6 protein-coding genes are annotated in these 7606 nt (G+C 66.5%); 4 read left to right on the top strand and 2 right to left on the bottom strand.

What is annotated here, in order from left to right:
- Window positions 1–2415 carry a phosphoketolase family protein gene (locus tag XI03_RS34815; protein WP_271594611.1) on the bottom strand — a complete coding sequence of 805 codons (2415 nt, stop codon included), beginning with the start codon at window positions 2413–2415 and terminating at the stop codon, window positions 1–3.
- 211 nt (window positions 2416–2626) lie between these two features.
- Here XI03_RS34815 and XI03_RS34820 point away from each other — a divergent pair, with 211 nt between their 5' ends.
- The 4 genes from XI03_RS34820 to XI03_RS34835 all read left to right on the top strand — a co-directional run bounded on the left by XI03_RS34820 (window position 2627) and on the right by XI03_RS34835 (window position 6846).
- Window positions 2627–3793: a PA0069 family radical SAM protein gene (locus tag XI03_RS34820; protein WP_028141670.1), complete on the top strand. Its 1167-nt coding sequence runs from the start codon at window positions 2627–2629 to the stop codon at window positions 3791–3793.
- Between the two features lie 25 nt (window positions 3794–3818).
- A complete protein-coding gene (locus XI03_RS34825; RefSeq protein WP_271594612.1) occupies window positions 3819–4274 on the top strand; it encodes a VOC family protein in 456 nt (151 codons plus the stop codon).
- Between the two features lie 73 nt (window positions 4275–4347).
- Window positions 4348–5205: a ribonuclease HII gene (locus XI03_RS34830; protein ID WP_271594613.1), complete on the top strand. Its 858-nt coding sequence runs from the start codon at window positions 4348–4350 to the stop codon at window positions 5203–5205.
- A 132-nt stretch (window positions 5206–5337) separates the two neighbouring features.
- Window positions 5338–6846, top strand: a complete 1509-nt coding sequence (locus tag XI03_RS34835; protein WP_028141667.1) for a glycosyltransferase family 39 protein — start codon at window positions 5338–5340, stop codon at window positions 6844–6846.
- A gap of 157 nt (window positions 6847–7003) precedes the next feature.
- On the opposite strand, the gene XI03_RS34840 is transcribed toward XI03_RS34835, so the two are convergent.
- A partial coding sequence (locus XI03_RS34840) for a uracil-DNA glycosylase (RefSeq protein ID WP_271594614.1) occupies window positions 7004–7606 on the bottom strand: 603 nt, incomplete at its 5' end.

Genomic DNA, 7606 nt, shown 5'->3' on the forward strand with positions numbered 1-7606 from the left:
CTAGTCGCCGGCTTCGGCCGGGGTATTGCCGTCGGAGCTGTTAGGCCAGACCCAGCCTTGGATCTCAGGCATGTCCTCGCCGTGCTCGCGCACATAGCGCGAATGCTCGATCAGCTTGTCACGGAATTGCTGCTTCGCTTGCGCAGCCTTGGCCGCGAGCCCGGGCACGCGTTCGATCGCCTCGATCGCGAGGTGGTAGCGGTCGAGCTCGTTGAGCACGACCATGTCGAACGGTGTCGTCGTGGTGCCTTCCTCGGCAAAGCCGCGCACATGCATGCCGGCATGATTGGTGCGGTTATAGGTCAGCCGATGGATCAGGTAGGGATAGCCGTGATAGGCGAAGATGACAGGCTTGTCGCGCGTGAACAGGCTGTCGAAGTCGCGGTCGGACAGGCCGTGCGGATGCTGGTCTTTCGGTTGCAGCGTCATGAGATCGACGACGTTGACGACGCGGATCTTCAAATCCGGCAGCGCCTTGCGCAACAGGTCGACGGCGGCGAGCGTCTCCAGCGTCGGGACGTCGCCGGCGCAGGCCATCACCACGTCGGGCTCCTGGCCCGCATCTTCCGTCCCCGCCCAGCTCCAGATGCCAATGCCGGCATCGCAATGCGTGGCAGCGTCCTGCATCGACAGCCATTGCGGCGCCGGCTGCTTGCCGGCGACGATGACGTTGATGCGGTTGTAGGTCCGCAGGCAGTGATCGGCGATCCACAGCAGCGTGTTGGCATCGGGCGGGAAGTAGATGCGAACGATGTCGGCCTTCTTGTTGGCGACGAGATCGACGAAGCCGGGATCCTGATGGCTGAAGCCGTTATGGTCCTGCCGCCAGACATGCGAGGTCAGGAGATAGTTGAGCGAGGCGATCGGGCGCCGCCATGGCAGATCGCGCGTGACCTTCAGCCATTTGGCGTGCTGGTTGAACATGGAATCCACGATGTGGATGAAGGCCTCGTAGCAGGAGAAGAAACCATGGCGGCCGGTGAGCAGATAGCCCTCGAGCCAGCCCTGGCAGAGATGCTCGCTCAAGACTTCCATCACGCGGCCGTCTTGCGCGAGGTGCACGTCATAGGGCTCGATCGGCTCCATCCAGACCCGCTCGGTCTCCTCGAACACTGCGTCCAGCCGGTTTGACGCGGTTTCGTCCGGGCCCATGATGCGGAAATTGCGCTCCTTCGCATTGAGGCGGATGACGTCGCGCAGGAATTTGCCGAGCTCGCGCGTCGCTTCCCCGATGGCGCCGCCGGGCTGCGGCACCTCGATGGCAAAGCTGCGGAAGTCCGGCAGCCTCAGCTCCTTTTTGAGCAGGCCACCATTGGCATGCGGATTGGCGCCCATGCGCCTGATACCATCGGGCGCGAGCGCCTGAAGTTCTGGAATGAGCGCGCCGCTCTGGTCGAACAGCTTTTCGGGCTCGTAGCTGCGCATCCAGTCTTCGAGCACTTTGAGGTGCGCCGGGTTCTCGCGACAGCCCGCCACCGGGACTTGATGCGCGCGCCAAAAACCCTCGACCTTCTTGCCGTCGACCTCTTTCGGACCGGTCCAACCCTTCGGGCTGCGCAGCACGATCATCGGCCAGCGCGGCCGCTCGACGCTTTTGCGCCCGTCCCGTGCGTGCTGCTGGATCGAGCGGATGCTGGCGAGCGCGACGTCGAGCGCGTCCGCCATGGCCTGGTGCATCAATTTGGGATCATCACCCTCGACGAACAGCGGCTCGTGGCCGAAGCCGCGGAAGAGATCGCGGATCTCGCTGTTGGGCATTCGCCCGAGCACGGTCGGATTGGCGATCTTGTAGCCGTTCAGATGCAGGATCGGCAGCACCGCGCCGTCATGCGCGGCGTTCAGGAACTTGTTGGAGTGCCAGGAGGCAGCGAGCGGGCCGGTTTCCGCTTCGCCGTCACCGACCACGCAAGCCACGATCAAATCAGGATTGTCCAGCGCTGCACCGTAGGCGTGCACCAGCGCGTAGCCGAGCTCGCCGCCTTCGTGGATCGAGCCCGGCGTTTCCGCTGCCGCGTGGCTCGGAATGCCGCCGGGAAACGAGAACTGCCTGAACAGCTTGCGCAATCCGTCCTTGTCGCGCGCGATGTCGGGATAGATCTCGCTGTAGCTGCCCTCCAGATAGGTGTTGGCGACCATGCCGGGACCGCCATGGCCGGGACCGCAGACATAGAGCACGCTGATATCGAGCGCGCGGATGACGCGGTTGAGATGGGCGTAGATGAAGTTCAGGCCGGGCGTCGTGCCCCAATGGCCGAGCAAGCGCGGCTTGATGTGCTCGGCCCGCAGGGGCTCGCGCAGCAGCGGATTGTCGAGCAGGTAGATTTGCCCGACGGAGAGGTAATTTGCGGCGCGCCAGTAGCGATCGAGGAGGTCGAGGTTGCTGCTTGCCGCGGCCGATTGTTGTTGATTTGTCATGTTCCTGCTGACCTTCACCCGGCGATCGTCACCAACATTGTTCCGCGACGATTGATCCCTGACCGGCATCAAACGAGATCGTCATGACGGGGGTGTTGCGTGAGGTCAAAGGACCGCGCCCGAAATTTGGGCGGCCTACTTTGCATGGGGTTGTTTTCCCATTTTTTGTTTGTGTTCTTGATTTGTTCCGTTGTCGTGCTATCCTGGCTTCATGAGTCCAGCAGCATCGTCTCATGCTCTCAAGCACCCGCCGGTCAAGGCGCCCTCCGAGCCGGCGGGTGTGGACTCTGACTTTCCAGAACTTGGCGTCGCCATCGACCGCGCGCGCAGGCGAGGGCGGGGCGCACAGTCCAATGCCAGCGGCCGCTATGAGGCCGAGGCGCGCGTCGCCTTCGACGACGGCTGGCAGAGCCTGGAAGAGCTGCCGCCGTTCAAGACCAGTGTCGGCGTCGACACCTCACGCAAGGTGATCACCCGCAACGATTCCCCCGATATCGGCTTCGATCGCTCGATCAATCCCTATCGCGGTTGCGAGCATGGCTGCGTTTATTGCTTCGCGCGGCCGACCCATGCCTATCTCGGCCTGTCGCCGGGGCTCGACTTCGAGTCAAAACTGTTCGTCAAGCCCGAGGCGCCGGCGCTGCTGGAGAAGGAGCTCGCCGCGACCGGCTATGAGCCCCGGATGATCGCGATCGGCACCAACACCGATCCCTATCAGCCGATCGAGCGCGAGCGCAAAATCATGCGCGGCATCCTCGAGGTTCTCGAGCGTGCCGGCCATCCCGTCGGCATCGTCACCAAATCGGCGCTGGTGGTGCGCGACATCGATATTCTCGCGCGGATGGCCAAGCGCAACCTCGCCAAGGTCGCGATCTCGGTCACCTCGCTCGATCCGAAGCTGGCGCGCACCATGGAGCCGCGCGCCTCGACGCCGCCGAAGCGGCTGGAAGCGCTGAAGCAGCTCTCGGACGCCGGCATCCCGACCACCGTGATGGTCGCGCCCGTGATCCCCGCGCTGAACGATTCCGAGATCGAGCGCATCCTGGACGCGGCCGCCCATGCCGGCGTCAAGGAGGCCTCCTACGTGCTGCTGCGGCTGCCGCTGGAGGTGCGCGATCTCTTCCGCGAATGGCTGATGGCGAACTATCCGGACCGCTATCGCCACGTCTTCACGCTGATCCGCGACATGCGCGGCGGCCGCGACTACGATGCGAAATGGGGCGAGCGGATGAAGGGCACCGGACCGATGGCCTGGACCATCGGCCGCCGCTTCGAGATCGCCTGCGACAGGCTCGGCCTCAACAAAAGGCGCTCCAAGCTGACCACGGATCATTTTGCCCGGCCGAAGCGGAACGGCGATCAGCTGAGCCTGTTCTGAGCGGGAAGTGTGGAAGAGGTGTCGTATGAGTAAGCAAGTTTCGGCTCCGGTGCCGCGGCTCACCGTCATCACGCTCGGTGTCAGCGATATCCGCGCCAGCATCGCCTTTTACGACGCGCTCGGGTTCTCGCGCCGGCTGCAGGCGACCGGTGAGGCGGTGGCGTTCTACGATACCGGCGGTCCGGTGCTCGCGCTGTATCCCTGGGATCAGCTCGCGGCCGACGCGGCGTTGCCGGACCAGCCGAGGCCGTCGACCTTCCGCGGCACCACGATCGCCTGGAACTGTCGGACCCGAGAGGAGGTCGATGCAGTGCTGGCCTTTGCCCTCGGCAAGGGGGCAAAGCTCGCGAAGGCCGCGCACGAGACCGATTACGGCGGCTATTCCGGTTATTTTGCCGATCCCGACGGCCATCCCTGGGAGGTCGTGGTCGCACCCGGCATCGAGGTCGGCGAGGACCGGCGGGTGCATCTGGCAGAATAGGGCGGCCTGAATAACGGGAATTGCGCGGGGTTCCCGGTTGCGCCGGCCGGGCCGCTTGCGCACGATCCCCGCCATGATTCGGGACAAGTCCGCCAAGACACCGGCCAAAGACGCGGCAAGGAAGGACGCTGCGAAAAAGGCAGCGCCCGCCAAGGCCGGCAAAGCGCCTGCGACCAAAACAACGACCGTTCCCGCAGGCAAGAAAGGCATTATCGCGGTCGCACCGCCGAGCTTCCGGCGCGAGCGCGCGCTGATCAAGTGCGGCGTCTGGCCGGTCGCCGGCTGCGACGAGGCCGGCCGCGGGCCGCTCGCCGGCCCCGTGGTGGCTGCAGCCGTGATTCTCGACCCCGACCGCATCCCGCGCGGCATCGACGATTCCAAGCGCCTGACGGCGGAGGAGCGCGAAAAACTGTTCGACAAGATCTGCGCCACCGCCCAGGTCTCGGTCGCCGTCGCCTCGCCCTCGCGAATCGACCGCGACAATATATTGCGCGCCTCATTGTGGGCGCTGAAGCGCGCCGTCGTGGCACTGCCGGAGGCGCCCAGGCACGTCTTCGTCGACGGCCGCGACCGGCTCGACACTCCTTGCGATTGCGAAGCCGTGATCGGCGGCGATGGCATCGTGCTGTCGATCGCGGCGGCCTCCATCATCGCCAAGGTGACGCGCGACCGCCTGATGTGCGCGCTGGCGCAGGACTGTCCCGGCTACGGCTTCGAGCAGCACAAGGGCTACGCCGTCCCCGAGCACCTCGACGCGCTCGACCGCCTCGGCCCCTCCGTCCATCACCGCCGCTTCTTCGCCCCGGTCGCGGCCGCACGCGCCAAGCACATGCCGTGGACCGTCGAGCCGGTGCCGGATCTGTTTGCGGTGACCGAGGTCGAGGTGCCGGTGGAAGCCAGCGTCGAAATCGACGCGTCGGCGAATCTCTAGAGTTAGCCAGGCGGGACAAGCCCGGGCATGACGAGGAAACCGTCGTTGCCACAACGCGCAGCGCCCCTTATCAAAGTGTTTGTGAGCGAATAGGGCCGGCTGGACGGGTTGGCTGCATCTTTCGGGCGTTGCATGCGGTTTACCTCCCTGGTCATCGAGCTCATTCGCGCCCGGCCGCGGCTGATCGTCTGGATCGCCGTGCTGCTGCAGGCCGCGATGTGGCTGTTCGTGGCGCTGGTGTTCTACCGCAGCCCGCCTGGCAGCCTTGCGACGCTCCTGGCTTTCGGACGCGAATACCAGGTCGGCACCGATCTCGGTCCGCCCTTGCCGGTCTGGCTCGCCGACATCGCCTATCGCGCCGCCGGCGGCCACATGTTCGGCGTCTATGTGCTCGCCGAGCTCTGCGAGATCGCGACGTTCATTGCGCTCTATCATCTCTCCCGCGCCGTGGTCGGCTCGCAGCAGGCGGTGCTCGCGGTGCTCTTGACCATGACGGTGCTCGCCTTCTCCTCGTCGGCGCTCGACTTCGGCCCGCTTGTCCTGGCCCGGCCGCTCTGGGCGCTGCTGCTGTTGCACTCCTGGCAGATCATCGGCCAGCGTCGCGGCAATGCCTGGTTCGCCTGGTCGATCGAGGCCGGTCTCCTGCTGCTGACGACGCCTGCGGCGATCTTCCTGCTGCTGCTGCTCGTCGTCTTCGCGGTCTCGACCGCCGGCGGCCGCCGGACGCTGCGCGCGCTCGATCCGCTGTTCGCGCTTGTTGTCGTCGCGGTGCTGGCGCTGCCCTACGCGGTCTGGCTGATGCGCGCCGAGACGCTGGTGATGCCGGCCTTGCCGCAAGTTGCGGAGCTGGATGCCCGCGCCCTGCATGCGGCGTGGCTGTTCGGCGGCCTCGTGCTCGGGGCCGCTGCGATCCCGGCGCTGACCTTCCTCAACACCGGGCTGTTCGCCGGCAAGGGCGAGGAGCCGCCGATCATCTACCGACCACCGGTCGAGCCGATGGCGCGCAACTTCGTCTATTTCTTCGCGCTGGCGCCGGCGCTGGGCGCGGTGCTCATCTCCGGCCTGCTCGGGCTCGACTCCGTCGTCGGCGGCGCCGGCGTCGTGCTGGTTGTGTCCGGGCTTGCCGTGGTGGTCGCAGCCGGCGATCTCATCGCGATGCGCCGTGCGCGGATGCTGCGGACGGTCTGGGCCGCCGCCGTCGTGGCGCCGGCCGTCGGCGTCGTGCTCGCCGTCCTGCTGCTGCCCTGGACCGGCACGAACGAGATCGCGACCTCGATGCCGGCGCGCGCGATCTCGGACTTCTTCGACGAGAGCTTTGCCCGCCGCACCAACCATCGCCTGCGTGCGGTGGCCGGCGAGACCTCGCTTGCGAGCCTGATCACGCTGCATTCCGGCCGGCCGCATCTCTTCATCGACGCCGACCCTGCGCGCACGCCGTGGATCAATCAGGCCAAATTCAGCGAGACCGGCGGCGTCGTGGTCTGGCGCGCTTCCGATACCGCCGGCACGCCGCCGCCGGACATCCTCAAGCGCTTTCCCGGCATCGTCCCGGAAGTCCCGCGCGCCTTCGAATGGCTGGTGACCGGTCGCCAGCAGCTCCTGCGCGTCGGCTGGGCCATCGTGCGGCCGAAGGGGACGTGAGGACGTAGGTCTCGTGCCCCGGACGCTGCGCAGCGCCTCTTCGGCGGTGCGCTGCAGAGCCGGGGCCATCCCGCCGCATCGTACTGTGTTGCTTTCTGGGTCCCGGCTCTGCGGAGCGTCACTGCGTGCCGCACCGCGTCCGGGACACGAGAGCTCGCTACCCCGTCAGCACCTTGGCGATCGCGCGCAGATCCTGCCAGGCCAGCCGCTTGTAGGACGGCGAGCGGAGCAGATAGGCCGGATGGAACGTCGGCAGCGCGCGGATGGTGCGCGCCCCCGTCTCGTAGTCGAACCAGCGCCCGCGGGTGCGCATGATGCCCTCGCGCGTTCCGAGCAGCGTCTGCGTCGAGGGATTGCCGAGCGTCACCAGCACGTCGGGATTCACCAGTTCGATCTGGCGCTGGATGAAGGGCAGGCAGATTTGCGTCTCCTGCGGCGTCGGGGTGCGATTGCCGGGCGGCCGCCACGGAATCACGTTGGCGATGTAGGCCGTGCTGCGGTTGAGGCCGATCGCGCCGATCATGAGATCGAGCAGCTTGCCGCTGCGCCCGACGAAGGGCAGCCCCTCGATGTCCTCGTCGCGGCCCGGCGCCTCACCGACGAACATGATGCGCGCCTGCGGATTGCCGTCGGCAAATACCAATCGCGTCGCGGTGTGCTTCAGCGCGCAACCCTCGAAGCCTTGCATCAGCTCGCGTAGCGCTTCCAGCGTGGGCGCAGTGCGCGCAGCCTCGCGCGCCGAGGCAATCGCGATGTCGGG

It is taken from the genome of Bradyrhizobium sp. CCBAU 65884 (assembly GCF_028128835.1).
Lineage (GTDB): Bacteria > Pseudomonadota > Alphaproteobacteria > Rhizobiales > Xanthobacteraceae > Bradyrhizobium > Bradyrhizobium ottawaense.

Bases quoted from the DNA above. Each gene is read 5' to 3' on its own strand.
- XI03_RS34815 (WP_271594611.1), bottom strand. From the start codon at position 2,415: ATGACAAATCAACAACAATCGGCCGCGGCAAGCAGCAACCTCGACCTC.
- XI03_RS34820 (WP_028141670.1), top strand. From the start codon at position 2,627: ATGAGTCCAGCAGCATCGTCTCATGCTCTCAAGCACCCGCCGGTCAAG.
- XI03_RS34825 (WP_271594612.1), top strand. From the start codon at position 3,819: ATGAGTAAGCAAGTTTCGGCTCCGGTGCCGCGGCTCACCGTCATCACG.
- XI03_RS34830 (WP_271594613.1), top strand. From the start codon at position 4,348: ATGATTCGGGACAAGTCCGCCAAGACACCGGCCAAAGACGCGGCAAGG.
- XI03_RS34835 (WP_028141667.1), top strand. From the start codon at position 5,338: ATGCGGTTTACCTCCCTGGTCATCGAGCTCATTCGCGCCCGGCCGCGG.